Consider the following 26,831-nt stretch of genomic DNA (forward strand, 5'->3'; position numbering starts at 1 on the left):
CAGGCTTTCTTAATCAGACTCGCCTAGGCTTGGATAAAGCAATTAGATTTGGAGTGACCCTATGGTCGGAATTGTAGGTATCCTGATTATCTTTGTCATGGTGTTCGGCGGGTATCTGCTGGCGGGTGGCAAAATGGGGATTATTCTTAAATCGCTACCCTTTGAGTTGATGATGATTGGCGGTGCGGCAGTTGGGGCATTCCTGATCAGCAACGACATGAGCAGCGTCAAGCATACCCTAAAAGATCTGGGCAAGGTGTTCAAAGGGCCCAAATGGAAGTCGGATGACTACCGCGATCTGCTCTGCCTGTTGTTTTCGTTGATCCGTATTGCCCGTGCCAACCCGGTCGAGGTTGAACAGCACATCGAGGATCCGGAAAATTCATCCGTGTTCAACAAATACCCAAAAATCCTGGCCGATGGCGAGGCGGTGAACCTGATCTGCGATACCATGCGCTCCGCTTCGATGAACTACGACGATCCGCACCAGGTTGAAGAAGTGCTGGAAAAACGCATGGAGGCCAACCATCATCACGCGCTGCATTCCAGCCACGCATTGCAAACCATGGCAGATGGCCTGCCTGCTTTGGGGATTGTGGCTGCGGTTCTGGGCGTGATCAAGACGATGGCCGCGATCGACCAGCCGCCCGAGGTGCTGGGCAAGATGATTGGTGGCGCGCTTGTCGGGACATTCCTTGGGGTTTTTCTGGCCTACGGCCTGGTTGGTCCTTTTGCCGACAAGGTGAAAACCATCACCGAAGAGGACTCGCATTTTTACAAACTGATCCGCGAAGTTCTGGTTGCAAACCTGCATAACCACGCGGCTGCCATCTGTATCGAAGTTGGTCGCCAGAACACACCTTCGCATATCCGCCCCGGCTTCTCTGAACTGGAAGAGGCCCTTAGATCGGTGAAACAGGACGCAGCATGATTTGGCGCGCATTTGCGATAGCCGCCCTTGGCGTGGCGGCGGGCTCAGCCCAGGCACAGACCATTGTTACCCGTTCCGGGGAACATGATGGCTTCTCTCGTCTGGTCATGCGCCTGCCCGATGGTGCCACATGGTCCCTGGACCAGTCCGGGCGGTCGGCAAGCCTTAAACTGAATGCGCCTTCGGCCGTCTTTGATACGTCGCGGGTGTTTGATCTGATCCCGCGCAAGCGGCTGCAACAGATCAGCCAGAGCGGTGCGGGGCAACCGCTGAAGATGGCTTTGGGATGTGACTGTAAGATCCGATCGTACCTGCAAGGCAATGGGTATCTGGTTGTCGATATTGCTGACGGTGATGGCAATCCGGTGGGCAATCGGCAAGTGGCCAGAAACCTGGGCGCCGCCCCGGTGCCGTCGGTCTTTGGCACCCTCTCTCTTGGTGCGCCTGTGGATATGCCTTCACAACAGCCAATGAATTCTGCGCCAGCGACTTCGGGTTATCGTTTCAATCTGACACAGGGTGCGGTTGCCGATGCACGCATAGCCTTGAGCCAGAATTCAACCCTGCGCCCCGGTCTTGCCGGCGGTGCAACAGCGCAGCCGCGCGCGGCAGAAACAGAGACAGCACCAGCCAAAACCAGTGCAGAACTGGCCGCCGAATCTGCTCGTTTTGCCGAGCCTGCGCCGGTTGGATCGCGTGGGTCTGCGGTTCTGGCGGCTGGCCTGGATGCCGAACTGGGATTGAACCAGCCGCAGATTGCCGCACCAGAAGAACCTGCGCCAGAAGACAAGAACCGTGAATTGCCCGAGGTTAATCTGTTGCTGAATATGGATGAAACCGCGCGGGCTGCCATCGTCAATGCATCCGAACACCGTCTGTTGCAACAGATTGGCCGGGCCGCGAACCAGGGCCTGCTGGATGTGGCTCAGGCCGCAACCGACGGCAACCGCCCGCTGGAAACGCTGGGCCGTTCAGATCGGCCGCTGAACCCGTTGGATAATGTTTCGGTGACCTCGGCGATTGACCGACAGACGGGGCTGTTTGCAACCCGTGATCCGGCGACGAAAGTGGATGACCATTGCATGCCAGATCGTCAGATCGCCGTGCATAGCTGGGGCAATGACAGTTCTTTTTCGGATCAGCTCGGCCCATTGCGGGGCGCCCTGGTGCGAGAGTTTGACGATATTAACCCGGCCAGCGTGCGGGCCTTGGCCAAGCTGTATCTCTATTTCGGCTTTGGGGCAGAGGCACGTTCTACGCTGGCAATGTTGCCACCCGAACGGGTCGATCCAGGGCATCAGGCTACACTTTTGGCGATGGCGGATCTGATGGACGGCCGGGATCTTGGTATCAACCATCCGTTTTCCGGCCAGCAGGGCTGCAACAGCGAAGCCGCGCTTTGGTCTGTTCTGGCGGATGGCAGCCTGCGCAAGACAGCCAATACCGATGCAATCCAGCAGGGGTTTGCCAGATTGCCGGTGCATCTGCGGGTGAACTTTGGCCCTCAGCTCAGCTCTTTGTTTGCCGAATCTGGAGAGCTTCACATTGCCGAGGCGATTCTTCGCTCGGTTGGTCGTACCGGTATGGACCATGTGCCCGAACTGAACCTGGCAGAGGCCGCGATTGCTGAGTTGGAAGGTGATACCGAGGTGGTCGCGGAAAAGCTGACCGACGAAGTGGCCGGACGGACCGAAAGCGCGCCAACGGCTTTGATCGACCTGATTACACTCAGCTATAAAGAGCGCAAGGCTTTGTCGCCGGATGTGCCAGAGTTGATCGCTTCCTACGAATTGGAAAGCCGGGAAACCGAACTGGGTGGGGCTTTGCGTCAGGCTGGCGTAATCGCGATGGCCTTGACCGGACAGTTCCCGCAGGCATTTGATGAACTGCAGAATGTGACCCACCGTGATGGGCCCGCCGCGCGGGTCGACGTGATCGAGCCATTGATGACGCTACTGACCGAACGGGCTGATGACGTGACCTTCCTGCAGTATGCCCTGGTCTTTGCCGGTCGGGCGACTGCCGCCGAAGCCGCGCCAGTGGCGGAAATCATGGCGCGCCGCTTGTTGGATCTCGGCTTTGCCGAGCAGGCGCAATCGCTGCTGCAAAAGCTGGCGCTTGAACCGGAAAACAAGGATCGCCGCTTGATGATGGCGGAAACCGCTTTGGCGCTGGGCAAACCACATAGCGCCCTGGTCGAGCTGATGGGGCTGGATGGCTCTGCTGCGAACCGGATGCGGGCCGAGGCCCTGTGGCGCAATGGTGAATATGCCCGCTCGGGTGAGTATATGCTGGCCGAAGAAGAAGTGAACGCTGCGGCGCGTGGGTTCTGGCATTCGGAAAATTCAGAAGGGCTTGAGACCCTGACCGCCGATGAGACTGCCCCCTTTGGTCAGGTCGCGACAGTAACGACCCAGATCTCCGAGACCAGCCAGGACCCGGAAGGCCTGTCGCCGCTGGCCCATGCCCGCGCGCTCGTCGATAGCAGTATCGGTACCCGCGATAATATTCTGGATCTGCTGAACCGGGTTGATGCTGCGAATAAACCGCCCGAGAGCTAGGCACTGGGAAAGCGAAGATCGCTAAAATCGTGAAAGGCCGTCCCGATGGGGCGGCCTTTCGTCATGGATGCTAACACTTTGTCAACGGTCTGAAACTAACTTGGATTTTAGAATAATCCCCGATTGGACAGGCAGAATGCCGTTAGCTTTACAAATCTCAGAACCGCTGAATGGCGGGGCAGGCGGGGCGTTTGCCCGCAGTGATGCCAGTTGTGATGCCTGCCGGGCGGTTCGCCGTCCGGCCTGGAACTGGCCCCAGACAGCAGCAGTAGCATGGCCTGTGAGATTGGGTTTTTCTGCTTTAAATCATTCAAAATCAGCATCTTCGTTACTCCCATCCGGCTTTGGTGGCGGGCTTTTGGCCCTGCACGGATCCGGTGATGAAATCAGCAATCTACCTGCTCCAGAACAAGAGAAACCTCGTGCCTAAGATAACTGCTCAACAGCTTTTTAGCCCGACCGTACTTTTGGCGCTGGCATTGATGGCGATCATCGTGATGATGATTCTGCCAATGCCGGCCTGGGTGCTGGACGTGGGTCTTGCCGCCTCTTTTGGGCTGGCAATCCTGATTTTCACCATCACCCTGTTTATCGAACGCCCGTTGGATTTCTCGTCTTTTCCGACGATCCTGCTGGCCTCTTTGATGCTGCGGCTGTCGCTGAACATTTCCTCGACCAAGCTGATCATTGGCCAGGGACATACCGGCACCGATGCGGCGGGCGACGTGATCCAGGGGTTCGCGCAGTTCGTCATGGGCGGCAGTGTGTTTCTGGGGTTGGTGACCTTTGGGGTTTTGCTGATCGTCAACTTCATGGTGATCAACAAGGGTGCGGCCCGGATGGCCGAAGTCGGGGCGCGGTTTGCCCTGGACGGGATGCCGGGCAAGCAGATGGCGATTGATGCTGATATGGCTGCTGGTGCCATTGACCATGCCACGGCCAAGGCGCGCCGGGAAAACGACCAGAAGGAAACCACTTTCTTTGGATCTCTGGATGGGGCCTCGAAATTTGTCAAAGGCGATGCGGTTGCAGGCCTGCTGATCACCCTATTGAACCTGGTCATGGGCTTGGTCATGGGGGTTCTGGTGCACGGAATGCCGGTCTCGGCCGCCTTTGAAACCTATGCAATTCTGACTGTTGGCGATGGTCTGGTATCGCAGATTCCATCTGTGATCATTTCGATTGCCGCCGCGCTGCTGCTGGCCCGTGGCGGTGCAACCGGCGCGACTGATATTGCGCTGGTGGATCAGTTCGGCAAACATCCGGCGGCGCTGGCCACGGTTTCTGTACTGATGATCATGTTTGCACTGGTGCCCGGCCTGCCTTTCCTGCCGTTTCTTATCGGTGGCGGGATTCTTGGCTTTGCGGCCTATCGTTTGCAGATGAAGGTTCAGGCCAGGGAAGAGGCCGAAATCGAAGAAGAAATGGAAGAAACCGCCAACCCAACACCAAGCAAGGCGCTGGGGGATATTCTGGATCTTGACGATCTGCACCTGGAGTTCGCCCCGGATCTGGTCAGCATGGTGCTTGATGCCGGCACCGGGCTGGATGCGCGCATTGCCAATATGCGGACCCATATCGCCACCAGCTTTGGTCTGATCCTGCCGGAAATCCGGCTGACCGATCAGGCCGATCTGGACCGTGGGACTTATGTGGTCAAGGTGCAGGGTGTGGAACAGGTGCGCGGGACGCTGCATCCCGATATGGTACTGGCGCTGATGCCCGACAACCACGATGCACTGCCCCCTGGAACCGATGTGACCGAACCCGTCTATGGTGCCCCCGCGCGCTGGATCAAAGGGGTGCAACAGCAGGACGCGGTTCTTGCCGGGGCCACCGTGGTAACCCCGCCTGAAATTCTGGCGACCCACCTTCTGGAGGTGATCAAGCAGAACTTTGCCCGCCTGTTGACCTTCAAATCCCTGCGTCGTTTGCTGAATGAGATGAGCGAGCTGTCGGATCCCTTCCGGGCCGAAGCGAACCGCAAACTGCTAGAGGATCTGGTGCCTGACAAGGTGCCAATGGATACGCTGCATTCGGTGCTGCGCCTGCTGCTGGAAGAGCGGGTCTCAATCCGTAATATTCCGCTGATCCTGGAAGCCATCGCCGAAGCCCGCGTGCATGTGACCCAGCCAGAAGCCATCTGCGAACATGTGCGTCAGCGCCTGGGTTTCCAACTGGTGGCCGAAATGAAGCGCGCGGATGGAACCATCCCGCTGATTCAGCTGGCACCGGAATGGGAAGAAACATTCTCGACCTATCAGGTGGATGTCAGCGGCGGCAATCTCGATGTGGCGCTACCACCGGATATGTTCAACCGTCTCGCCGAAGGGCTGAGCGAACGTTTGACCACGGTGACAGATCAGGGTGTTTTTGCCGCTGTCGTGACCTCTACCCGGCGTCGCCGTTATCTGCGCACCATTCTGAAATCGCGTGGCATCACCAACCCGGTGCTCTCCTTCGAGGAAATCGGTCTTGAGGCCCGCCCGGCACTGGTGGGAATGGTCGCCGCATGACACCGCTGGACTTTCCTCCGGAATTACGGGCGTTTCTTGGGGCGAGTTTCTGGCATTTTGCCATTGTCTTTTTGCGCGTCGGAGCGATGACCTCTGTCTTGCCGGCCTTTGGCGAACAATATGTGCCAATGCGGGTCAAACTGGCGATTGCCGTTGCCTTTACCTTCGTCGTCGCGCCAGCGCTGGCGCGGTTCCCAGAACCGGAAACGCCCCTGCATTTTGCCAACCTGGTCGTGAGCGAAACAATTATTGGCCTAGGCATGGGCATTGCGGTCCGGCTGTTTGTGATGGGGCTTCAGATCGCTGGCACCATCGCAGCACAGAGCACCTCTTTGTCGCAGGTTCTGGGCAATATCGGTGCCGAGGCACTGCCCGCCATTGGGGGTGTCTTGCTGGTCTCGGGGCTTGCCCTGGCGGTGATGATGGGGCTGCATGTTCGGGTGGCCGAGTTCCTGATTTATTCCTATCAGATCTTTCCGGCAGGCGCCTATCCAGATCCGGCCGGTTTTTCGGAATGGGGCATTCACCGGATTGCCAAGGCCTTTTACATGGGCTTCACCCTTTCGGCGCCCTTCTTGATCACGGCGGTGATTTACAACCTGACACTAGGGGTGATCAACCGCGCCATGCCACAGTTGATGGTGGTCTTTATTGGCGCACCGGTGATCACCTTTGGCGGATTGTTCATTTTGATGGTGGCCAGCCCGATGATCCTTGATGTCTGGATCCGAGAGATGATGACCTTCTTCTCCGATCCCGGAGGTGGCCTGCCATGAGCGATGACGACGATTCAGAAAAGTCATTTGAGCCCACCGAAGAGAAACTGCGAAAGGCGCGGGAAAAAGGTGAAGTTGCCAAATCCACCGACCTATCGGTTGCGGCGGCCTATATGGGGCTGGTTGTTGCCTTTTATGCGTTTGGTTATGACATGGTCACCGGGCTTGGCACGGTGTTGATGTCGATAATTGACCAACCGGACCGGCTGGCAAAGCAACTGTTTTCGGGTAATGGCACCCCTCCGGTGGGCGGCATGATTGCTGCCATGGCCTGGCCGCTTATTCCGTTGTTTATGATTCCCTTTGTTCTGGTTCTCTTGTCGATCGTTGGTCAAAGAGCCATGGTTTTTGCCACCACCAAGCTCGAACCAAAAATGTCGCGGATCTCGGTGGTTTCCAACGCCAAGAACAAATTTGGCCGCGCTGGGCTGTTCGAGTTTGGCAAAAGCACGATCAAGCTGATGCTCTATTCGATCTGCTTGGGGGTCTATCTGAACTACCGAATGCCTGAAATGATCGCCTCGGCGGCAACCGGGCCTTTTTCGGTGATCAAGATGCTGGCCGAGCTGGGGATGGAATTCCTGGTGATCGCGCTGCTGATTTCGCTGATCATCGGCGTGGTTGATGCGATCTTCCAGCATGATGAACACCGCCGCAAAAACATGATGTCGCGCAAGGAAATCATGGACGAGCATAAAGACTCTGAAGGCGATCCGCATATGAAGAACAAGCGCCGCCAGAAAGCCCAGGAAATTGCTATGGGACAGATGATGGCCGCAGTGCCAGAGGCCAGCGTCGTCATCGTCAACCCGACCCACTATGCGGTGGCGCTGCAATGGGGCGGTGGTGCCGGGACTGCGCCGGTCTGCGTCGCCAAGGGCGTCGACGAGGTTGCCGCCACCATCCGGCGCATCGCCAATGAAAATGCCGTTCCAATCCACTCTGATCCGCCGACGGCACGGGCGCTCTATGCGACCATCGGCATCGGCGACGAGGTGGAAGAAGAATACTATGCACCAGTCGCCGCAGCGATCCGGTTCGCCGAAGAGATGCGCCAGCGGGCCAAAGGAGGAATCTAATGCAACAGAAGATGGCAATGCTGACCCAGATGGCCGCCGTAACCGAGGCGCAATATCTGAAGGAACACGCCAAGATCAAACCGATTCTCGACCATGAGGCACGCTTGCGTGGACAGATCAGCAAGCTCGACGCACAGGTGCAAGAGGCCCGCGAAGAGGCCAACAAGGACATGCCGATGAAAGCCCTGGGCGCAGATCTGTTGTGGCAGGGCTGGCACACCAATGCGCGGCGCAATCTCAACATGCAGTTGGCGCAGGTGACCGCCCGCAAGCTGATGGCAATGGATCGCCTGCGCAAAAGCTTTGGCCGCAAGACGGCGGTGGGGGATATGGTGAAGACCGAGAAAACCCGGATCAAGACCCTGCGCGCCAAGACGCTGGAAGAACAACTGCTGCAATTGTGAGGTTCAGCCCCTGATGCGCCCCGCAGGGGCCGATAAAGGTAAGCCTGTGCCCCAGGCTACATTGTTCTTATCTTGGCAGACATCTTGGCTAAACGGGTTTTGCGCCCGCCATTTTCATTACAAGGAAGCACTGCTTTTTCTGGTCACAGTGTTCGCAACAGAAGCTCGAATATCAGCATTCCGGCAATCGACATGGTCACAGCGCTGGCGATCATCGGGCTGGTTGCGTTCTCGAGAGCCTCTGGGATCAATTCGGACAGGGTCATCCAGATCATAGCGCCGGCAGCCAAGCCCAGCCCGACGGGCAGGAACGGCGTGAAGAACGTCACGAACATGAAGGCAGGTACCGCTAGAACCGGCTGAGGCAGGCTTGAGAAAACGCTCCAGCCCATTGCCTGCCAGATCTTGGTGCCCCTTGGAATCAAGACAAGCGCGATGGCAAGCCCTTCGGGAATGTTGTGTACGGCAATCGCTGCGGTAATAAATTCACCCAGATTGCCGTCACCGGCATAGGCAACACCAACGCCGACGCCCTCAGCCGCGGAATGCAATGTCATGATCCCGACAATCATCAGCATCTTGATGGCATCCGCCCCTTTGACTGCGCCAAAGCGGAAGTCGTCGTAGCGTTCAATGATGCTGTAGCTTAGCGCGATAAACATGAAACCGCCAAGCAGCCCCAGAATTGTGCGAATGGGGCTAAGCGCGCTTCCCTCCTTGAGCAGACTGAAGCTGGCCGCGAGCATCAACCCAGCAGCGATACCATTACAGATGGAGACGGCTTTAGGCGACATCTGGCGCCAGAATACAAACGGCAAAGGGCCAAGGCCAGTTGCCAGCGCCGTGACAAGTGCTGCAAGAAAAACAAGGATGACTGGGTCCATGATGGCCTCGATCTGGACAGAATTTCTAATGCAAAGGGGCTGCCGCATCAGTTAGTTTGGAATCATTCTAATATTATTTAGGTGAATTCTAGATCTCTGTGAAGCAAATTTCCACAGCCCCTGAAAACGGATTCCTAAGGGCTTGGCCGCCAAAGAAGGCGAAATAACCATTGTGGTGACCACTGCGAAGGTTCGCAAAACCGGCTACGCCGAAAGCCAGCCTGTGGCACCGCGCGTGTTCCTGGGCTCGATATGAAAACGCCGACGCCTGAAGGATACAGGCATCGGCGTTGCAGGTCTTGTCCGGGTCAGATCCGGGTGGCGGGTGCCTTAGACGTCCTGACGCGAAATTTCTACGATCAAAACGTCATAGACGCTTTTGCCCAGTTCCTTTTGTGCGGCTTCGCGCAGGGCGGTGCGCAGCGGGTTGAGCACATCAGAACGGGTAAAGGCCCCGCGAAAGCCGCCCATATTGGCGTGGTCAAACAGCACCTGCAGGAAGGCATCGCGCAGTTTGGGTTCCAGCATCCGAATTTTGTCGCTCATGCCAGGCTTTGCTTCCAGGCTAAGCGCAATCACCACCAGAGAGGAAAGATCGTCACGCTCGACCACGGGGATCACAAACTGGTTGTCGATCTTGACGTATTCGCGGTCCTTTTCAGGCGCAAGATGATCCGATCCAGTATCGTCCTCCGCGTGAGAGTCCGCAGCCTCGTCGGCATGATCAAGGTCGTCGCCCATGTTGTCGTCGGTGGCATGGGCCGTTGCGGGCTCTGGGGCGGGGGCCAGCATGATACCAGCCCCAATTCCAGCCCCGGTTCCAACCATCAGCAAGATAACAGGAAGTAATTTAGCGATCATGGGTCACCTCAGAATGGTAGGATCGCGTCCAGCACTTGCTGGCCGTATCGGGGTTGTTGCACATCGGTAATCTGTCCACGTCCACCATAAGAGATGCGCGCCGAGGCAATCTTGTCATAGGTGATTTCATTCTGGCGGCTGATGTCCTGTGGCCGGACGTAGCCGGACACAAGTAGCTCACGCAGTTCAAAATTCACCCGGACTTCCTGTTTGCCGCTGATGGCAAGTACACCATTTGGCAAGACATCGACCACGGTGGCGGCGACGCGCAGTTCCAGCTTTTCGCTGCGTTTGACGGATCCATTCCCCTTGGAGCTGCTTGACCCGGACAGATCAACCGCATCCGCCGAAGAGGCGCCATCGGGCAGGTGTTCGTCAAGCCGCTGTGGCAGGCCCAATAGCTGCGGCATGCCCAGGCTTTCGGCGCTGGAGCGCGAGCGGCTGGTGCCGTTGGAGATTTCGGCCTCTTCGTCGATCTGGATCGCAACGGTAAGGATATCACCCTTGTTGATCGCCCGGCGATCCCCCAGCAGCGAATTCTGCGACCCGCTCCAGAGAGAGGAACCATCAACAGCGCGTTGGTTCTGGACCTCGTTGGGCAACCCCTGCCAGAGCATGGCAACATGTTCCGGGGATTCCGCAGCGGGGGACATGGTGGGTGGTTTGCCGATGTGATCCATGCGGGCGCAGGCCCCCATAAGGACCAGGCCGGCAAGTGCAATTTTGGTGGCAACTGTTTTCGTTTTCATTATCTTACCTCTACTGTCCCATCTGAGTTGACGCGCCCGGTCACGGTGCTGCGCGACGCCAGGTTCATGACTTTAATCCATTCGCCTTCGGCACCGCGCGCCAAGGCACGGCCTTCTGCCAGAATCGTTAGCGCGCCGCGGTGAAACGAGAGCATGACAAGATCGTTCCGGTCGACGATGGCGGCGGGGCCGATATCGCCGGGGCGCATGGGGCGCCCGGGATACAGCGGCACACGGGCTTCCATTCCCACCACTTCATTTGCATCGGACATAGCCCCTGCCACCTGGACCGGTTTAAAGGTCAGGTCGCTGGCACGAATGACTTCTTTGGCGCGGATGGTACGCAGGGGCACCAGAATATCCGCCCAGGCGGGCTGAACAGTCAGTGCAATGAGAAGGGCGAGAATGTGTTTCATTAGCGGATCTGTGTCGTTGCTGACATCATCTGGTCGACGGCAGAGATGACTTTGGAGTTCATTTCATAGCCGCGCTGGGCTTCGATCAGTTCGGTCACCTGGCGCACTGAATCAACAGAGCTGCCTTCCAGATAGCCCTGTCGCAGGGTGCCCAGGCCGTCTTCGCCGGCGGTGGATACATTTGGCGCGCCCGAGGCTTCGGTCTCTGCAAAGAGGTTGCTGCCGATCGCTTCCAGCCCCTTGGGGTTGGTAAAGCTGGCCAAGTTGAACTGACCCAGCAGCTGGCCCTCGGGTGTTTCGTCAAAATAGGCGTAGATTTCACCTTCGGCATTGATCGAAATGCTCAGCGCGTCATCCGGGATGGTCACGTCCGGGGCGACGGTATAGCCGTCCGAGGTGACGATCAGCCCCTCGGATGAGCGTTTCAAAGAACCATCCCGCGTATAGCCGCTTTGCCCAGATGGCAGAGTGACTTCGAGATAGCCTTTGCCTTCGATGGCGACATCCAGATCGCTATTGGTCTGTTCCAGCGCCCCCTGTTGCAGATGCACAGAGATGGCGGCAGGCCGCACACCGAGGCCGACCTGCACACCGGTTGGCAGGATCGTGCCATCAGATGCGTTGATCGTGCCGGCGCGGCTGACCTGCTGATAGTGTAGATCGGCAAATTCAGCCCGGCGCGGGTTGTAGGCTGTGGTGTTCATATTGGCGAGGTTGTTCGCAATGGTTTCAACACGCAGTTGCTGTGCGCTCATACCAGTTGCAGCGATTTTTAGGGCACGCATCGGTTGTCTCCTACGATTTGATCAGGTTTTTAATGGCGTTACGAATGCGCTGGTCTTCTGTTTCCAGGAAACTCTGGCCCATTTCATAGGCGCGCTGAATTTCAATCATGCGGGTCACCTGGGTGATCGCATTGACGTTGGAGCCTTCAAGATAGCCCTGCACCATCTTGGCGCCCTCCGCGTCGACGATTTCACCTTCGGCGCGGAACATCACACCGTCCTCACGCATCAGGATGGTGTCTTCGTCTGGCTGGAACAGACCAATCTGACCAACCGCATTGCCATCGGCGGTGATGGTGCCGTTGGCGCCCACCTGGATTGATCCTGCGGTGCCTGGCACAAAGACAGGCGCGCGGCCTGCATCCAGAACCCGGTGGCCATCCATGGTCACCAGATCGCCTTCGGCATTGGGTGAAAAAGCACCCGAGCGGGTCAGCCGTTCGCCCTGCGGGGTCTCGATCATGAAATAGGCATCGCCTTCGATGGCAAAATCAAAGGTGCCGCCCGTCTGGGTCAGCTGCCCCTGTTCCATCGAGGTGTTGAAAATATTGGCCCGCGCCATGGACAGCGATTCCTGCCCCTGAGAGGACTGTACAAATTCCGAAAAGATCAGTCCTTCGGAGCGGTAGCCCGTGGTCGCGGCGTTGGCGATGTTGTTTGCTACCACACGCATTTCACGCATGAGACCCGTCTGACGGGATAGGGTTGCATAGCCTGCAGATTCCATCACTAAACTCCTGCAATCAAAGGAATGACATGGCCATTGAAAAAGGCCACGAGCGTTTGGGTCATGAAGCCCATCGACATCCAGAATACGACGACAATGGCCGCCAGTTTGGGAACAAAGGTCAGGGTCATTTCCTGGACCGATGTCAGGGCCTGAAACAGGCCAATGGCAAGGCCAACAACCAGGGCCACCGCCAGGATCGGCAACGACATGGTCACCCCGGCCCAAAGCGCCTGTCGCAAAGTGTCGTAGAATTGGCCTTCGCTCATCATGGGCTTAGACCGGCATCCGAAGGATTTCTTGGTAGGCTTCGACAACCTTGTTGCGCACGGTGACGGCGGTTTCGACGGCCAGTTCGGTCTGTGCCAGGGCCTGTACCAGGGCATGTGGATCACCACTGCCTGTCATGGACTGCACGGCAGTCTGTTCGCCAACCTGCATGGTATTGTTAAAGCTGGCAAAGCTGTTGCGCAGTTGATCGGTGGCGCTGGTGCCATGGAATTCCGGGTCAACCTTGGTGGCGGGGCGGGCGGCGGCGTAGCCACCAGCGGCGGCAGTGATAGAGCGAATATCCATTCTGGATCTCCTCGAATGTGGTTAGCGTTTCAGCAGGTTCATCAGGGACGATGACATGCTGCGGGTTTGTTCAAACATTTTCAGGTTGGCGTCGTAGCTGCGCTGGGCTTCGCGGGCATCCGCGATTTCAATCATCAGATCTACGTTAGAGCCTTCATAGTGGCCGCTGGCATCCGATAGCGGATGCGAAGGATCATAGACGCTCTCCAGATCGCTGCGGTCCAGAGAGACGCGGCCGGTCTTGACGCGCTCGACGTCATTTTTGAGATCGCGCACGGCTTCAAAGGGAACGCTTTTGCGGCGATAGCCGGGGGTATCAGCGTTCGAGATATTTTCAGAGACGTGACGCAGCCGGGTGGCCTGTGCCTTCAGGCCGCTGGCGGTCACACTCAGGGAATTGGCGAATTCACTCATGGATCATGCTCCTCTAACCGCGACCCAGGCTGGATCGCAGTATGTTCATCGATGATTTGTAGATGGCGAGCGCACGGTCGTGCTGACGCTTGACCTCAACCCCGTTGAGGATTTCCTCTTCGATAGAAACCGTGTTGTCATTGGGGTCGGCACCATCTGACGACGTGGTTACAGCCCAGTCCATATTGGAACCATTGATGCCATTCAGATGCGAGCCACGAGAGGCCACCATGTCACCAGGGCGTGGCCCGGCGGCATAGACCTCCTTAAAAGGTTTGATATCCTTGGCGTGATAGCCAGGGGTATCTGCATTGGCGATGTTCTGTGACACCAATGCCTGGCGCTTCCCTGCATGGGTGGCCATTGAGTATGCGATTTTAAAAACGTTCAGTTCAGTAAACACCGGGGCTTCTCCCTCGATCAATTTCAATCAAGGCTTAACCCTGATTCCTTTAGAAATTGTTTCAGGAACTAGATGGAGGCCTCAGGCCATGATCGCAGAGCTGAAAGCTTTGACTGAACAAATCGCCGGTCAGAAACTGGCAACCTCTATGGGGCGCGTCAGCGGTATCTCGGGTGGGGAAATTGAAATATCCGGCCTAGAGAGAGAGGCACGAATCGGTGATCGCCTGGTCCTTGTCCGTGGCCCAGGGGATGAGTTGCACGGCGAAGTCCTGAAGATTGATATAAACAAAATCAGCATGTTACCAGATCGTGCGCCAGATCGTGTGGCCATGGGCGACCGGGTGAGCCTACATCCGGCGCCGGAATTTGCACCGGGTGACAACTGGATTGGTCGGGTGATTGATCCCTTTGGTGTGCCGCTGGATGGCAAGCCGATGCTGCGCGGAGAGAAGGCCCGAGACCTGATGGCACCGCCGCCAAAAGCGGCGGGTCGGCGTCATATGGGGGCGCGTCTGGACACCGGGCTTGCGGTGTTCAATACGATTCTCCCCGTCGTTCAGGGCCAGCGTATCGGTCTTTTTGCGGGGTCGGGTGTTGGTAAATCGACATTGCTTGCAAAAATGGCGCAATTTATGGAGGCCGATGTCGTCGTCATGGCGCTGATTGGTGAACGTGGCCGCGAAGTGAATCACTTTGTTGAGGATGTTTTGGGCCCCGAAGGCATGAAGCGCGCGGTTGTGGTTGCCGCCACCTCGGATCAATCAGCGCTTGTGCGTCGTCGCAGCGCCTGGGCTGCCATGACCATCGCCGAACATTTCCGCGATCAGGGAAAGAATGTTCTGTTCATGGCCGATTCCGTGACCCGATTTGCCGAAGCCCACCGGGAGATCTCTGCCGCCTCGGGGGAGGCACCGGCGCTGCGGGGCTTCCCTCCATCGGTGACGCCACTTATCACGGGGCTGTGCGAACGTGCGGGGCCTGGGTCTGAGGGGCAGGGTGATATCACGGCGGTCTTTAGCGTCTTGGTTGCCGGCTCTGACATGGATGAACCAATCGCAGATATTCTGCGCGGGGTTCTGGATGGGCATATCGTGCTCAACCGTGAAATTGCTGAACGTGGCCGCTTTCCGGCCGTGGATGTGTCGCGCTCTGTCTCGCGGAGCCTGCCCGCGGCGGCCACCCCGGAAGAGAACGCTGCCATTCTGGAGGTGCGTAAGTTCCTTGGATCCTATGAGCAATCCGAAGTGATGATCCGCGCCGGTCTATATTCCGAAGGCAATGACGCGGTGCTGGATCAGGCCGTGAAGATCTGGCCCGAGCTGGACGCCTTCTTTGGCAAGGAAGACCCGCAGGGCGTAGAGAACAGCTTTAACCGGCTGCAATTGATGCTGCGCCGCGCCAGCAAGGGGCGCTAACAAAGGAAAACAGCGTTCCCCCCCCTGCGGGGCAGCGCTGGCCTGCGGCCCGGCAGCGGCTACAGACCTAGGCAATGCCAAAAGCAGAACATGAAAAGGCGCCGACCAGATAGTCTGGCGGCGCCTTTTTCAATGTGACGGTTCGTTTTGTCAGGTCGCCTGGATATCAGGCTTGCAAGAGTGAAAGAGCCGCCGAGCTTGACGAATAAGCGTTGCCAACGGCGGCAACCTCGGCGCGGGCCAGATAGGTGATCGCCAGCTTGTTCATGTCTTCTTCGCTGGACAAGGAGCTGAGATCATCGGTGCCCAGGAACCGCTGCGCCGCCTCTTGGTAGACGCGCACCTGCTGATCAACATCAATCAGGTTGATCGATTCCGGCAGGTTCAGGGTGACCTGCATCATCTTCGCCAGCTGCGGCTGGCCAATGATATTGTACCACTGGGCTTTGACGGACGGCCCGTCTTCTTCGGCGTCGTCGGGGAGGATGACCTCTTGCAACTCGCGCAGGGCATAAAGCGCGATCCGCATGGTTTCGTCCTGCTCTCCAACGGCAATCTCGAAGGATTGTGCCTCGTTGTCGGCCACGATGGCCGCCATGGCAACAGGGTCGGTATTGGTGCGGGTTTCCCCTCCACCAAAGCCAAAGGCCTTGGAGAAATCAACCCAGCGGCTGTCATCCAGCTTGGAGGCCAGGTTGCCATCGGCGGTTGTGCCCTCTTCCAGAACCTTTTGGATCATCGCCTTGTAATCAATCTGATCTTCCAGGCCAAAAGCCTTCAGGGCGACCCCCAGCAGGCGGCGATCCTTGACCAGATCCTCTGCCGAACTGATATTCCCGATGTTCTCGGTGAAATAGTCATTCTCGCGCTTCAGAACGGTGTCGTTCTTGAAGTTCTCGAATTGGTCATCATAGGTCGACTGCAAGAATGTCCAGCCGGTGATGCCAGTTGACAGAAGGATTGGCTCAAAGCTCATGAGGGGCGTATCGCCAGCAGGCGATCCTCTCTTGGCAACAGGCCACGCAGCGCCTTGAGGCAGCGATAGTGGTTGTTGCTCAGCAGGGCTTCGGTGGCCTCGGCCAGGCTGGCGCGGCTGTCCGAATCGTGGAAGACTTGGCTCAGCTCTTCGATGTGGCGCAGCATTGGCATACGGCCCTCTTCGGGGTCGGTATCACCGGTCAGCACCAGCTGTGCGGCATAACAGACCCGGCGCACAGGCGTTGTGGCCTCTTCCGGGTGAATTGCGTCACGCAGGCGCAGGATATTGGCGTCCGGGGTCACAATCGACAGACGGCTGCGGCGGTCCCCGTTTTCAATGACAGCGCCATTGACCAGAACGCGTTCTTTTGGGGCAAGTTTGAGAACTAGTCCACTCATTATTATGTTGCTCCGCTGCGAAGGCCACGCATGATGGCCGTGTTGATTTCTACCAGCGGCCGGATGTTCGCCTCGCGCGACATGACCTTGCTGGTGTGTTGTTTGGTGAATGCAGCAAGCGAGATGATGTGCTCTTTCAGTTCCATCGGCAGCCCATTGTCTTCGCTGGCGACGTCTGCGGCGAAAAGGATCCAAAGCCTGCGATTGGCGCTGACTGCGGCGATCATTTCCTTGAAGTCGTAAGGACGCGCCTTGGCAGCTGTAATCATTTGTCGTGTGATGCGGGCAACGGCATCGAATTCCAGATCTTTGACTGTTCGCGTAGGGGCTTTTGCCGCCGAATAGGCACTTGTCGCTTTCATAAGTGCATTCACGTGTTTTCCTAACGTTTTATTTCTTCAGATTCTCTGAGAAGAGGGAACCGGGGCGCGGTGAACGCGCCCCGGTTCAAGTCGTTTAGCGGAACAGCTGCTGCAGAGTTTCAGGCTGCTTGTTCGCAATGGTCAGCGACTGCACGGCCAGCTGCTGCTGAGTCTGAAGGGCCTTCAGACGGGCAGATGCTTCTTCCATGTTGGCGTCGGTCATTGCAGACACACCCAGTTTCATCGCATCGGTCAGTTTCGATACGAATTCACCCTGGTCCTTCAGACGCGAAGCGTCCGCACCCAGCTGAGCAGCGCCGGTGATGGCGGTGGACAGCATGGCTTCGATTTCACCCATTGCAGTTGCCGCAGTTGCGGCGTCTGTAATGGCTGTCATGCCGGCGATGTCGATGTTGGTCTCGAAGTCAACAGTGGCAACCGAGATCTCGACAGGTGTAGGTGTGCCGGAGGGACCAACGCGGTCCAGCGAGGCGAGAACGCCCAGAGATGTTGTGGTGTTGCCATCAACATCAGCGGCCAACAGGTTGGCGCCGTTGAACTGAGACGCGCTAATGATCGAAGTGATCTGTGCAGTCTTCTTTGCCATGTCGGCCTGAATGGTGGTGTGGTCAACGTTTTCGGATTGCGCCGAAACCGCCAGCTGTTTCATTTCCTTCAGAACGTCAACGATCTGTTCGGCGCCGGCAGAAGCAACGGCAACGGTGGCTTCACCAACGTCAAGGCTGTCCTGAATGGCGGCGAAACCAGAGATGTCAGATTCCATGGTCTTGGAAATCGCCCAAACAGCGGCGTTGTCTTTGGCGCTGCCGACCTTTTTACCAGTGGAGACTTCGGCCTGGGTACCTTCCAGATTGTCGTTCACCATCGACAGAGTCTGGAGTGCAACCATTGCGCCACTGTTTGTCAGAATGCTGGTCATAGTATAGTTCCTTTAGCGATCGAGACACTTTGGTCTCTAGTTTTTCCCAGCCCCGAAGGGCATTTTAGCGTCTTTCTGACAGTGCGTTCCGCCGATCGGCTTCCGCGCCACCCCAGTGATGAGATGCAAGATGACATTGCAGCGAAAGGTGCTAAGGGAGTGCTAATGTCCAAGGGGGCATTTCCTAGAATTTTACTCAACCGCGGCAGATCCTTAGCTACGCTTTTCCAACCGCTGACCCATTGCGGTGCCATAGCGTGATTTGCGCCCGGCGCTGTCATACACATCAAGCCCTTTCTTGACCCGGCGCAGTTCAGACATACGGGCGGCCACGCTGCGGATGCCTTCCATCGCACTGTTGAGCAGCTCTTGATTGCGTGACACCTTTGTCTGCACTTTGCTGAGAGTGCTGCGTTCCAGGTTCTCAATCATGTTGAGTTGCGCGATGACCGCCTCTTTGCGGACCAGCAGATCTTGGATCTGATCCAGCTCGCCGCGCACCAGGGCGCCGCGTTCTTGATCAAGGATGTTGTCCAGTTCTTCGATAAGGCTCTGTGGGGTAAGGTCAGTCATTAAAGGAATCCTTCATTGCGTGATAAAGTGATTCGGCGAGGCCGATGCCGCCGGATTCAGTGATTTGTTCCGCCTGCGCGCGCACGAGGAAGCTGGAGAACTGGTCTTCGCCAGCGCCGCCTCCGCCCAGGCCTTCGCGGCTTTTTCCAAGCCCGGCAGATTTCAACATTTCAGTTAGAAAAGAGGCTTCTAGCTTCTTGGCGGCGTCCCGAATCGCATCCTCTTGCGAGGGGCGTTGAAGCGCAGGTGAAGGGGGCGCCGCCTGATGAACTGTTGTCAGATTGGCCATTCCGCAGGTCTCTCCAGTTTAAATCCAGCTTTAGATGATTTTTCTGAGATTGCCCCAAGAGCGGTTAAAATTACCGTAACCGCTTTGCGCTAGTTAGGAGGGCATCGAGATAGAATGTCTGGAATCCTATGCTTACAAGTATACTCTTTGGTCAGGCGCGCCCCGGCGCTGCAGACCAGGCCGGCGCCAAGGCGACACAAAGCCCGACGCGACAGCAAAGCACGCGCAGCTTCTCTGATCATATGGATGATCGCGCCCGTCGCCGCGAAGCAAATTCCGTTTCCGACAAAGATCGCGCTGATCAACCTGAAAAACAGACTGAAAAAGCTGCAGACAGCAAGACTGTAGAGGCAGGGACGAAGCCCGCCGCACAAAAACTGGTAGTCGCAGGCCAGGCCGATGCAGGCCCGCAGGTCGATGACACAGCGGCGCTGCCCTTTGACGGCGAACTGACAGGGGCTGCCGACGACAGCGCAGAGTTCCCTGAAATATCGGCTGAGGCAGCAGAAGGTACCGACCTTCCCGCAGAAAACGCTGACTTTACCGCAGAGGATGCCGACCTTCCCGCAGAAGGCGCTGATCTTCTTGCGGAAGACGTGGTTAAACTTGGTCTGGTCGCACCGGGCGATACACAACAAAAGCCTGTGCGCTCCACATCAGGCGATTCGTCTGAGGCCGTCGCGCGGGTGCAAAACACCGCCGCTGCGCCAGCAGAAGACGGGGCAGAAATTGCACTGCAAGCTGCCGCAACCGCCAAGGTGGAGCCGCAGAGCGGCAAGCCACCAGCTACTGCCGTCGCCGGTCAGGTGCAGGGGGGCTCTCGGGCGGTGGCTCAGCCGAGCGCGACAACAGCCGCAGCAGAGGTCACCGTTGCCGCCACTACTGATTCCCCCAAGGGCGGTGATGTTGATCTACCCGCATCCGAGCGCCAGGCCAGCATAGGGGCACCCCAGACAGCACAGCGCGTGCAGGAGGGGGTGAACTGGCAGGTTCAGACCGGGGCAGGCGCGTCCAAATCTGCGGCACCCCTTGCCGTGGGTGCAGCCGGTAAGGAGGGCGTCGCTCAGCCTGTGCCTCTCCCCGCCGCAGATACAGATCCCGCAACACAGGCTGCTGCGGTGGATGCGAGCGGTAAATCCGCTGGCAGCAAATCACCGGGCCTTGCCGAAACCATGGCGGCTGTTGGGCAATCGCGCGCGGCGGCAGCCAGTGAACCGGGCCGCCGGGCGCAGGGCCGCGCACATGAATCGCGTGAGGCACAGGCCATCGTGTCGGGCAATGCCGTGACGGGGGCCGCTGCGGCGGGCGTGAAATCCGCTGCGGCTGCGCAGATCAGCGCTGTTCAGCAGGCCTTTGCCGCCCAGGTTCTGGGCGCTGATGGCGGTGCAGCGGGTGGACGTGGTGCCGAGGCGCAGCTTTTGACGGGTGATCCCGCCGTTGATATGCCCGGCCTATCGCAGTTGCTGACCGAAGCGGTCCTTCAGCCGGGCACCGTTCATCGCCCAGAAACACCGCGCCTGATTGCAGCGCAACTGGCCCAAGCCATTGTGGCCAAGGGGGATCGCAACGTTGATGTTGCCCTGAACCCAGAGGAGCTTGGCCGGGTCAAAATGCGGGTCAGCACCAGCGAATCAGGGATTACGGTGGTGATTCAGACCGAACGCCCGGAAACCGGCGATCTGATGCGCCGCCATATCAACGAGCTGGCAGATGAATTCCGCAAGATGGGGTTCGAAAACATTTCTTTTGAATTCAACGGTGGTGGTGCGTCGGGGGGGCAGACCCAAGGCGACAGTGAAAGCCAGGCCGGTGTTGGCATATCCGGCACCGGACACAGCGATGATTTGACTGCGGCAGAGGTCGCAGAAACACAGGTACAACATCTCCGGCTTGGAAATGCCGGCGTGGACATGAGGGTTTAAGCGATGACAACTGAAGTATCTTCTGCCAGCGCGGGGGTCACACCCCGCCCGGCAAGCGCCGCCGCCAGAGGCGGTACCAACCTGACTTCTGATTTTGACACTTTCATCAAGCTGTTGACGGCCCAGGCAAAATACCAGGACCCGACAGAGCCAATGGACAATACCGAATATGCCTCGCAGCTGGCGGAATTCTCTATGGTTGAACAGCAGGTTCTGACCAATGACAACCTTGGTTTTGCGCTGGATCAGCTGGGTCTGGGCAATATGGCGGCTTTGACCGGCTGGGTCGGCATGGAGGTGCGTTCAGCCACGGCGGCGCATTTTGACGGCACCAATGCAGTCAATATTGCCCCCAACCCTGCGGCCTCGGCCGATGAGGTGACGATGATCGTACGCAATTCCGATGGCGATGAAGTCAATCGCATCGATCTTCCAGTTTCGGCGGATCCCTATGATTGGGACGGCACCGATTTTAGCGGCGATACCCTGCCCGCCGGTGCCTACAGCTTCGTCGTAGAAAGCAAGGTCGACGGTGAAGTGGTGCTTTCCGAGTTGGCCGAAGTTTATACTTCAGTGCGTGAAACCCGGATGCAGGGCAATGATGTTGTCTTGATCAATGACACTGGCGCTGCGATTCTGGCGACTTCTGTGACGGCGCTGCGTGATCCTGGTTCTGGCCAAGAAGAGGCTTGATCCAATCGGCGTTGCGCGGTCTAGAGAGAATGCGCTCTGGCTAAGGGGCGCAAGCACCGGAGAGCAACGCCCTGCAAGGCCTGACCACAGAATTTGACCAGCGATTCTTTCAATCGCTCAGGGGGCAGGGGGGGCACCTCCCTGCGCCCTTGCCGTTTCAGGGGGGGCGGTCCAATCGGGTGTGGCGCTGTGGCGATCAGGTTGTGAAACTCTACCTGCCGCAACAGGCGAATCCGCTCTTTGCCAATGATGCAAAACGCGAAGTGGCAGCGCTGACAGCGCTGGCAGGCACCGGCATGGCCCCCCGCCTGCGGCGCTGCGGCCGTTTTGAAGGCCAGGACTGGCTGATTTACGACCATATTACCGGCGCGCCCTGGCAGCGGGATGCAGCGCATGTGGCGCAGCTTCTGGGTCGGTTGCACGATCAACCCGGCTTTTGCGCCTTGCCGCAGGGCCGCAATGGCAGCGCTGATTTAGAGGCCCAGGCCCTGGCGATTCTGGCGCATTGCGGTGATGTGGCGGTGGCGGCGCAGTTGATCGGGCAGCGCCCCATTGGTCAGGTGCCGCCGCTGCGGCAGCTGGGGGTGATCCATGGCGATCCGGTGCCAGGCAACCTGCTGGCGCACGATGGCACCCTGACGCTGATTGATTGGCAATGCCCGCAACAGGGCGACCCCAGCGAAGATCTGGCGCTGTTCCTGTCGCCGGCCATGCAGTTTATCTATCGCGGTGCGACGCTGTCCCAGGCAGAGGAAGACAGCTTTCTGAGCGCCTATCCCGATCCGGCAATTGTGGGGCGATATCTATCGTTAAAACCTTGGTTTCACTGGCGTATGGCGGCCTACTGTCTCTGGCGCAGCCACAGCGGAGAGCCGCGCGACAGGCAGGCGCTGCGGCTGGAGCTGACGGCGCTGGATCAGTCCAGCATCGCCAAGAGAGCATAGGCAGGCGGCATCACCACCCGGCGGGCCCGCCCAAAGGGAAAGCGGCCCATCTGCTGCATCAGTGCAGGATAGGGCAGACCAGGGCGCTTTCCCTGCGCCAGATCTGCCAGAATCCGGCCGGCATAGCTGCCCATGGCGACCCCGTTGCCGTGATAGCATAGCCCGGCAAATATCCCCGGCTGCTGCGGTACTGGCCCGACAAAGGGTACGAGATTGCGTGACAGGCAGACCATACCCGACCAGCTATGGGTGGTTTCAACGCCGTGCCAGGCCGGGAACAGCCGTTCAAAATCGCGGCGCAGTTTCTGCCGGATTCCGCGTTCGACTCTCGGTGATGACAGCAGACCGCCGCGCATGCCAAACAGGAAACGCCGATCTGGCATCAGACGGAAATAATGCAGCATGTTGCGGGTGTCATAGGCCATCTGGTCGCTGAACCAGCCCTGCGCCTGCAGATCTTGGTCTGTCATGGGCCGGGTCACCATTGCGGTGGACTGGGCTGGCATATACCGGGCTGACAGCCAGTCGGGCAGATCGTCTGAGGAATAGCCATTGGTGGCAATGATGACCTGATCGCTGCGCAAGCTGCCCCGTTTCGTGGTAACGATCTGCTGGCTGCCACTGGCCCTAATCTTCAGCGCCGGGCTGTGCTGAAACAGCTGCCCCCCGGCCTTGGTCGCGGCACGGGCCAGGCCAAACAGATACTTGCGCGGGTTGAGACCAAAACCGACCGGGGTGGTCAGCGCACCATGAAAGGTGCCGTTCAGCCCCTGTTGTGCCAGTTGCGCCTTGCTGAAAAGTTCTACCTTGCCACCGCTGCGGGTGATGTCGTCAGCCTGCTTTTGCAGCCTGGCCCAGGCGCGCGGGCTATGGGCCATCTGGGTTTCGCCCTTGGAATGGGTATCGGCTTTGATGCCGTGTTTCTCCAACACTCCGGCCACCAGGGCGACGGCCTCTTCTTCTGCCGCTTCATAGATCTGGGTTTCTTCCGTTCCATATCGGCGGCGCATGCTGGCACTGGAGAGTTTTGACCCGCCCACGCAGCAAAAGCCGCCATTGCGCCCCGAGGCCCCCCAACCGGGGGTCTCGGCCTCAAGCACGGCGACGCTGGCACCGGCCTCGGCCAGATGCAGCGCCGCAGACAGGCCGGTGAAACCACCGCCTATGACGGTGACATCAACCTGCGCGTCGCCGCTCTGCTCTGGCCAGCGTGGCGCGGCACAGGTTTCGTCCCACCAGCAATTGTTGCGGGGGCCGGGACCATAGGCATAGTCGGAATAAATGCGTCGCATCAGCTGCGCACCGCTGACTGTTCATCGCGTTGCTGGCGCACCATTTGCCGTTTGTTGACCAGCGATGCGGTGATAACGCCGATGGTGACAATCGCAATCATGATGGTCGACAGGGCGTTGATTTCAGGCGAAACCCCCAGCCGCACTGCGGAATAGATCTTGATCGGCAGGGTGGTGGCCGCCGGTCCTGAGGTGAAGGAGGCAATCACAAGATCGTCCAGTGACAGGGTAAAGGCCAAGAGCCAGCCGGAAATCACGGCCGGGGCAATGATCGGGAGGGTGACAAGACGAAAGGCCTGCGCCGCAGAACAGCCCAGATCAAGCGCCGCCTCTTCCAATGACCGGTCAAAGGTCATCAGCCGTGAGGAGACCACGACCGAGACATAGCACATGGAAAAGGTGGTATGGGCCAGGATGATTGTCAGCACTCCGCGGTCAAGGCCAATGCCGATGAACAGCAACAAGAGCGACAGGCCAGTGATGACTTCGGGCATCACCAAGGGCGCGTAGATCATGCCTGAAAACAGCGTTCGCCCCATGAAACGTCCGCCGCGCACCAGTACATAGGCGGCCATGGTGCCCAGAACCGTGGCAATGGTGGAGGATGCTACCGCGACCTTGATGGTGACCCAGGCCGCGTCGAGAAAGGCCTCGTTTTGCATCAGCTCTCCATACCATCTGGTGGAAAACCCGGCCCAGACAGTGACCAGCTTGCCGTCATTAAAGCTGAAGATCACAAGAATCAGCATCGGCACATAAAGAAAGGCAAAGCCAAGCGTAAGGGATACGGTATTGAACCAGCTCATGCGTGTCATGTGTCGGCCTCCTCTTGCTTTTGCTGATTGCGCTGGAACAGCACGATGGGAATGATCAAGAGCAGCAAGAGCACCACCGCCACCGCCGAGGCCACCGGCCAATCCCGGTTGGAAAAGAACTCTTCCCACAGGACCTTGCCAATCATCAGCGTGTCAGACCCGCCCAAGAGCGAGGGAATGACAAATTCACCAATGACCGGGATGAAAACAAGGAAGCAGCCGGCAATGATGCCGGTTTTCGACAGCGGAATGGTTATCAGCCAGAATGCAGTGAGACGCGAGCAGCCCAGATCCTCGGCGGCTTCGATCAGGGAATCGTCCAGCCGCTCCAACGCGGCATAGATCGGCAGAATCATAAAGGGCAGATAGGTGTAGACGATGCCGATATAGACGGCGGTATTGGTGTTGAGGATGGTCAGCGGCTCTGAAATCATCCCGGTCCAGAGTAAAAACTGGTTGAGGAACCCTTCGTTCGACAGAATCCCCATCCAGGCGTAGACCCGGATCAGAAAGCTGGTCCAGAAGGGCAGAATCACCAGCATCATCAGGGTGGCGCGCCATTCCGCTGGGGCGCGGGCCATGGCATAGGCCATTGGATAACCCACCAGCAGCGTCATGAAGGTTGAGATCAGGGCAATTTTCAGCGAGCTGAGATAGGCCTTCCAGTAGAGATCATCCTCGGTCAGCCAGATGAAGTTTTCAAAATCCAGCTTTTCCAGAAAGGCGCCAATACCGGTGGCCCAGTCAAACTGTGGCGTGTAGGGCGGGATAGAGATCGCATAGTCCGACAGCGAGATTTTCAACACGATGGCAAAGGGCACCAGAAACAGGGCCAACAGCCAAAGATAGGGGGCGGCGATCAGGGCAAAGCGGCGCATCAGTTCGCCAACAGGACGCCAGCCGTGGCGGTCCAGGACAGCCAGACAGTGTCTTCCCAAGTAAAGGCCCGGCGCGAGATACGGCGGGTATTGGCGCTCTGCGCCTTGATCACAACGCCCGAGGGCAGTTCCACATGATAGGTCGAAATATTGCCCAGATAGGCAATGTCGAGGATCTTGCCCTGCACCACATTGTCGACGTCGGCGGGTTTCTCGGCGTTGATGGTCACTTTTTCGGGGCGGATGGCCAGATGGCAGCTCTGCCCGTCAGAAAAGGCGGTGGGGGAAATCACATTCAGCGGCGGCTGGCCATCTTTCCAGGCGACGGAATAACTGTCTGGCCCATTGGGAGTGACGGTGCCATCGATGATATTCACCTCGCCGATAAAGTCGGCGACATAGACTGAATTGGGGTTTTCGTAGATGCGATCCGGGGTCGAAACCTGGATGATCTTGCCATTGTCCATCACCGCAACGCGGCTGGCAACGGTCATCGCTTCTTCCTGGTCGTGGGTAACGATGACAAAGGTGGTGCCGGTCTTTTCCTGAATATCCATCAGTTCAAACTGGGTGTCCTGGCGCAGTTTTTTGTCCAGCGCGCCAAGCGGTTCGTCCAGCAGCAGCAATTTGGGGTGTTTGGCCAGTGATCGTGCCAGGGCCACCCGCTGGCGCTGACCGCCGGAAATCTGATGCGGCTTGCGGCGGGCAAATTTTTCCATCCGGGTGAGGCGCAGCATTTCGTCAACGCGGGCCTCGATATCAGGCTTGGGCATGCTTTCGCGCTTCAGGCCAAAGGCGATGTTGTCCCAAATCGAAAGATGCGGGAACAGCGCATAGGACTGAAACATCATATTGGTGGCGCGCTTGTTTGGCGGCACCGGCGCCATGTCTTGCCCTGCGAGAAAGATCGCCCCCTCGGTTGGGGTTTCAAATCCGGCGAGCATCCGCATCAGGGTGGTCTTGCCACAGCCCGAGGGGCCTAGCAGCGCAAAGAACTCTTTTTCATAAATGCCGATGGTCAGATCATCGATCGCCGTGAATGAACCAAAGCGTTTGGTAACATTCTGGAACTCGATCAGAGGTTTGGCCTCGGGATCGTTCCAGGGTTCGAATACAGGACTGGTCAAGCTGTTTCCCCCGCAGGTTCTGAATGCGCAGGGGCAAGTGGCGCGCCTGGCTGTCAGAAATGTGATGCAATTTGGCATGGGCAGGGCGCGCTGGGCGCCCCGCAGGATCAGTCACCCGAA

General features: G+C 58.1%; 30 protein-coding genes. 10 read left to right on the top strand and 20 right to left on the bottom strand.

The window, feature by feature from the left end; translation table 11 throughout:
• Nucleotides 1–61 precede the first annotated feature (61 nt).
• The 6 genes from motA (at nucleotide 62) to ACN0VH_RS07535 (ending at nucleotide 8,267) form a co-directional block, all read left to right on the top strand.
• Nucleotides 62–931 carry a flagellar motor stator protein MotA gene (motA, locus tag ACN0VH_RS07510; RefSeq protein WP_278922143.1) on the top strand — a complete coding sequence of 290 codons (870 nt, stop codon included), beginning with the start codon at nucleotides 62–64 and terminating at the stop codon, nucleotides 929–931.
• Entirely contained in the window at nucleotides 928–3,492 is a 2,565-nt protein-coding gene (locus ACN0VH_RS07515) for a hypothetical protein (protein ID WP_417700174.1), read from the top strand. Before motA ends, ACN0VH_RS07515 begins: the two co-directional genes overlap by 4 nt.
• 482 nt (nucleotides 3,493–3,974) lie before the next feature.
• Nucleotides 3,975–6,008 carry a flagellar biosynthesis protein FlhA gene (flhA, locus tag ACN0VH_RS07520; protein WP_417700338.1) on the top strand — a complete coding sequence of 678 codons (2,034 nt, stop codon included), beginning with the start codon at nucleotides 3,975–3,977 and terminating at the stop codon, nucleotides 6,006–6,008.
• On the top strand, nucleotides 6,005–6,784 hold the full coding sequence (locus tag ACN0VH_RS07525) for a flagellar biosynthetic protein FliR (RefSeq protein WP_278922140.1): 780 nt from the start codon (nucleotides 6,005–6,007) through the stop codon (nucleotides 6,782–6,784). Before flhA ends, ACN0VH_RS07525 begins: the two co-directional genes overlap by 4 nt.
• On the top strand, nucleotides 6,781–7,863 hold the full coding sequence (gene flhB, locus ACN0VH_RS07530; protein WP_278922139.1) for a flagellar type III secretion system protein FlhB: 1,083 nt from the start codon (nucleotides 6,781–6,783) through the stop codon (nucleotides 7,861–7,863). Before ACN0VH_RS07525 ends, flhB begins: the two co-directional genes overlap by 4 nt.
• Nucleotides 7,863–8,267, top strand: a complete 405-nt coding sequence (locus ACN0VH_RS07535; protein ID WP_278922138.1) for a hypothetical protein — start codon at nucleotides 7,863–7,865, stop codon at nucleotides 8,265–8,267. The genes flhB and ACN0VH_RS07535 overlap by 1 nt, the downstream gene beginning before the upstream one ends.
• Nucleotides 8,268–8,410: 143 nt before the next feature.
• Here ACN0VH_RS07535 and ACN0VH_RS07540 read toward each other — a convergent pair whose 3' ends face one another.
• From ACN0VH_RS07540 to ACN0VH_RS07585, 10 genes are all read right to left on the bottom strand, one after another.
• Nucleotides 8,411–9,151, bottom strand: a complete 741-nt coding sequence (locus tag ACN0VH_RS07540; protein WP_278922137.1) for a ZIP family metal transporter — start codon at nucleotides 9,149–9,151, stop codon at nucleotides 8,411–8,413.
• A gap of 330 nt (nucleotides 9,152–9,481) precedes the next feature.
• A complete protein-coding gene (locus ACN0VH_RS07545) occupies nucleotides 9,482–10,012 on the bottom strand; it encodes a flagellar basal body-associated FliL family protein (protein ID WP_278922136.1) in 531 nt (176 codons plus the stop codon).
• 8 nt (nucleotides 10,013–10,020) lie between these two features.
• On the bottom strand, nucleotides 10,021–10,761 hold the full coding sequence (gene flgH / locus ACN0VH_RS07550; protein WP_417700176.1) for a flagellar basal body L-ring protein FlgH: 741 nt from the start codon (nucleotides 10,759–10,761) through the stop codon (nucleotides 10,021–10,023).
• Nucleotides 10,761–11,177: a flagellar basal body P-ring formation chaperone FlgA gene (flgA, locus tag ACN0VH_RS07555; RefSeq protein WP_278922134.1), complete on the bottom strand. Its 417-nt coding sequence runs from the start codon at nucleotides 11,175–11,177 to the stop codon at nucleotides 10,761–10,763. The genes flgH and flgA overlap by 1 nt, the downstream gene beginning before the upstream one ends.
• Nucleotides 11,177–11,962, bottom strand: a complete 786-nt coding sequence (gene flgG, locus ACN0VH_RS07560) for a flagellar basal-body rod protein FlgG (RefSeq protein ID WP_278922133.1) — start codon at nucleotides 11,960–11,962, stop codon at nucleotides 11,177–11,179. Before flgG ends, flgA begins: the two co-directional genes overlap by 1 nt.
• 10 nt (nucleotides 11,963–11,972) lie before the next feature.
• Nucleotides 11,973–12,689 carry a flagellar hook-basal body complex protein gene (locus ACN0VH_RS07565; protein ID WP_278922132.1) on the bottom strand — a complete coding sequence of 239 codons (717 nt, stop codon included), beginning with the start codon at nucleotides 12,687–12,689 and terminating at the stop codon, nucleotides 11,973–11,975.
• Between the two features lie 2 nt (nucleotides 12,690–12,691).
• A complete protein-coding gene (locus tag ACN0VH_RS07570; RefSeq protein ID WP_278922131.1) occupies nucleotides 12,692–12,961 on the bottom strand; it encodes a flagellar biosynthetic protein FliQ in 270 nt (89 codons plus the stop codon).
• A gap of 4 nt (nucleotides 12,962–12,965) precedes the next feature.
• Entirely contained in the window at nucleotides 12,966–13,265 is a 300-nt protein-coding gene (gene fliE, locus ACN0VH_RS07575; protein ID WP_278922130.1) for a flagellar hook-basal body complex protein FliE, read from the bottom strand.
• A 21-nt stretch (nucleotides 13,266–13,286) separates the two neighbouring features.
• A complete protein-coding gene (flgC, locus tag ACN0VH_RS07580) occupies nucleotides 13,287–13,679 on the bottom strand; it encodes a flagellar basal body rod protein FlgC (protein WP_232401474.1) in 393 nt (130 codons plus the stop codon).
• A 13-nt stretch (nucleotides 13,680–13,692) separates the two neighbouring features.
• Nucleotides 13,693–14,082 carry a FlgB family protein gene (locus ACN0VH_RS07585; RefSeq protein ID WP_278922129.1) on the bottom strand — a complete coding sequence of 130 codons (390 nt, stop codon included), beginning with the start codon at nucleotides 14,080–14,082 and terminating at the stop codon, nucleotides 13,693–13,695.
• A gap of 88 nt (nucleotides 14,083–14,170) precedes the next feature.
• Between ACN0VH_RS07585 and ACN0VH_RS07590 the strand changes: the two genes are divergently transcribed.
• Entirely contained in the window at nucleotides 14,171–15,499 is a 1,329-nt protein-coding gene (locus ACN0VH_RS07590; protein ID WP_278922128.1) for a FliI/YscN family ATPase, read from the top strand.
• A 166-nt stretch (nucleotides 15,500–15,665) separates the two neighbouring features.
• On the opposite strand, the gene ACN0VH_RS07595 is transcribed toward ACN0VH_RS07590, so the two are convergent.
• From ACN0VH_RS07595 to ACN0VH_RS07620, 6 genes are all read right to left on the bottom strand, one after another.
• Nucleotides 15,666–16,475 (bottom strand): DUF1217 domain-containing protein, encoded by an 810-nt coding sequence (locus ACN0VH_RS07595; protein ID WP_278922127.1) that lies wholly within the window; start codon nucleotides 16,473–16,475, stop codon nucleotides 15,666–15,668.
• The gene (gene flbT, locus ACN0VH_RS07600; protein ID WP_278922126.1) at nucleotides 16,472–16,876 is read right to left on the bottom strand and encodes a flagellar biosynthesis repressor FlbT; all 405 of its coding nucleotides are present in this window, start codon (nucleotides 16,874–16,876) and stop codon (nucleotides 16,472–16,474) included. The genes ACN0VH_RS07595 and flbT overlap by 4 nt, the downstream gene beginning before the upstream one ends.
• A gap of 2 nt (nucleotides 16,877–16,878) precedes the next feature.
• Nucleotides 16,879–17,250, bottom strand: coding sequence for a flagellar biosynthesis regulator FlaF (gene flaF / locus ACN0VH_RS07605; RefSeq protein ID WP_278922125.1), 372 nt, complete (start codon nucleotides 17,248–17,250; stop codon nucleotides 16,879–16,881).
• Nucleotides 17,251–17,332: 82 nt separating this feature from the next.
• Entirely contained in the window at nucleotides 17,333–18,178 is an 846-nt protein-coding gene (locus tag ACN0VH_RS07610) for a flagellin N-terminal helical domain-containing protein (RefSeq protein ID WP_417700177.1), read from the bottom strand.
• A gap of 213 nt (nucleotides 18,179–18,391) precedes the next feature.
• Nucleotides 18,392–18,751, bottom strand: coding sequence for a flagellar biosynthesis protein FlgN (locus tag ACN0VH_RS07615; protein WP_417700179.1), 360 nt, complete (start codon nucleotides 18,749–18,751; stop codon nucleotides 18,392–18,394).
• Entirely contained in the window at nucleotides 18,744–19,040 is a 297-nt protein-coding gene (locus ACN0VH_RS07620; protein ID WP_278922122.1) for a rod-binding protein, read from the bottom strand. The genes ACN0VH_RS07615 and ACN0VH_RS07620 overlap by 8 nt, the downstream gene beginning before the upstream one ends.
• A gap of 128 nt (nucleotides 19,041–19,168) precedes the next feature.
• On the opposite strand from ACN0VH_RS07620, the gene fliK reads away from it, so the two are divergent.
• The 3 genes from fliK to ACN0VH_RS07635 all read left to right on the top strand — a co-directional run bounded on the left by fliK (nucleotide 19,169) and on the right by ACN0VH_RS07635 (nucleotide 22,599).
• Nucleotides 19,169–20,962, top strand: coding sequence for a flagellar hook-length control protein FliK (fliK, locus tag ACN0VH_RS07625; protein WP_417700180.1), 1,794 nt, complete (start codon nucleotides 19,169–19,171; stop codon nucleotides 20,960–20,962).
• Nucleotides 20,963–20,965: 3 nt separating this feature from the next.
• Nucleotides 20,966–21,655 carry a flagellar hook capping FlgD N-terminal domain-containing protein gene (locus ACN0VH_RS07630; RefSeq protein ID WP_278922120.1) on the top strand — a complete coding sequence of 230 codons (690 nt, stop codon included), beginning with the start codon at nucleotides 20,966–20,968 and terminating at the stop codon, nucleotides 21,653–21,655.
• Nucleotides 21,656–21,804: 149 nt separating this feature from the next.
• On the top strand, nucleotides 21,805–22,599 hold the full coding sequence (locus ACN0VH_RS07635; RefSeq protein ID WP_417700181.1) for a phosphotransferase family protein: 795 nt from the start codon (nucleotides 21,805–21,807) through the stop codon (nucleotides 22,597–22,599).
• On the opposite strand, the gene ACN0VH_RS07640 is transcribed toward ACN0VH_RS07635, so the two are convergent.
• From ACN0VH_RS07640 to ACN0VH_RS07655, 4 genes are read right to left on the bottom strand one after another with little or no spacing between them, the layout of a single operon-like run.
• Entirely contained in the window at nucleotides 22,572–23,891 is a 1,320-nt protein-coding gene (locus ACN0VH_RS07640; protein ID WP_417700182.1) for an NAD(P)/FAD-dependent oxidoreductase, read from the bottom strand. The genes ACN0VH_RS07635 and ACN0VH_RS07640 overlap by 28 nt on opposite strands.
• Complete coding sequence (locus tag ACN0VH_RS07645) at nucleotides 23,891–24,706, bottom strand: ABC transporter permease (protein WP_417700184.1); 816 nt, start codon at nucleotides 24,704–24,706, stop codon at nucleotides 23,891–23,893. Before ACN0VH_RS07645 ends, ACN0VH_RS07640 begins: the two co-directional genes overlap by 1 nt.
• The gene (locus tag ACN0VH_RS07650; RefSeq protein ID WP_278922116.1) at nucleotides 24,703–25,584 is read right to left on the bottom strand and encodes an ABC transporter permease subunit; all 882 of its coding nucleotides are present in this window, start codon (nucleotides 25,582–25,584) and stop codon (nucleotides 24,703–24,705) included. Before ACN0VH_RS07650 ends, ACN0VH_RS07645 begins: the two co-directional genes overlap by 4 nt.
• Nucleotides 25,584–26,711, bottom strand: coding sequence for an ABC transporter ATP-binding protein (locus ACN0VH_RS07655; protein ID WP_278922115.1), 1,128 nt, complete (start codon nucleotides 26,709–26,711; stop codon nucleotides 25,584–25,586). The genes ACN0VH_RS07650 and ACN0VH_RS07655 overlap by 1 nt, the downstream gene beginning before the upstream one ends.
• Nucleotides 26,712–26,831 lie beyond the last annotated feature (120 nt).

Origin of the sequence: Pseudophaeobacter sp., from assembly GCF_048267565.1 — a bacterium.
GTDB lineage: Bacteria > Pseudomonadota > Alphaproteobacteria > Rhodobacterales > Rhodobacteraceae > Pseudophaeobacter > Pseudophaeobacter profundi.